This is a genomic window from Hydrogenovibrio sp. 3SP14C1 (assembly GCF_029625905.1).
Lineage (GTDB): Bacteria > Pseudomonadota > Gammaproteobacteria > Thiomicrospirales > Thiomicrospiraceae > Hydrogenovibrio.
The window spans coordinates 1-281 of record NZ_JARTLM010000061.1; the positions used below are offsets into that span (position 1 = coordinate 1).

1 protein-coding gene is annotated in these 281 nt (G+C 61.9%); it reads left to right on the plus strand.

What is annotated here, in order from left to right; translation table 11 throughout:
- The first annotated feature begins 14 nt into the window (after nucleotides 1-14).
- Nucleotides 15-131 (plus strand): respiratory nitrate reductase subunit gamma, encoded by a 117-nt coding sequence (locus tag P8629_RS11635; protein WP_278166289.1) that lies wholly within the window; start codon nucleotides 15-17, stop codon nucleotides 129-131.
- The last annotated feature ends 150 nt before the right edge of the window (nucleotides 132-281 follow it).

Here is a 281-nt window from a genome sequence, read left to right on the forward strand (position 1 = left end):
TCTTCAAACTGCACATGGTGCTGGGCATGACGCTGTTCGTGCTGTTCCCGTTCTGCCGCCTGGTGCATATCTGGAGTGCGCCGGTAGAGTACCTGACCCGCCGTTATCAGCTGGTGCGCAACCGCCGCTGAGCCTGACCCCGCCGCCGCCGATCGCCAGCGGCGGCGCTATTCCGATAATTCCCCCGCCGTCTGCCCATTCTCGCCGCCTTGTCGTAAACTAATTATCTCAGTCATGTTACGCTTATGCTTCCGCCGACGGACGTCGGCCCGTGGTAGCCG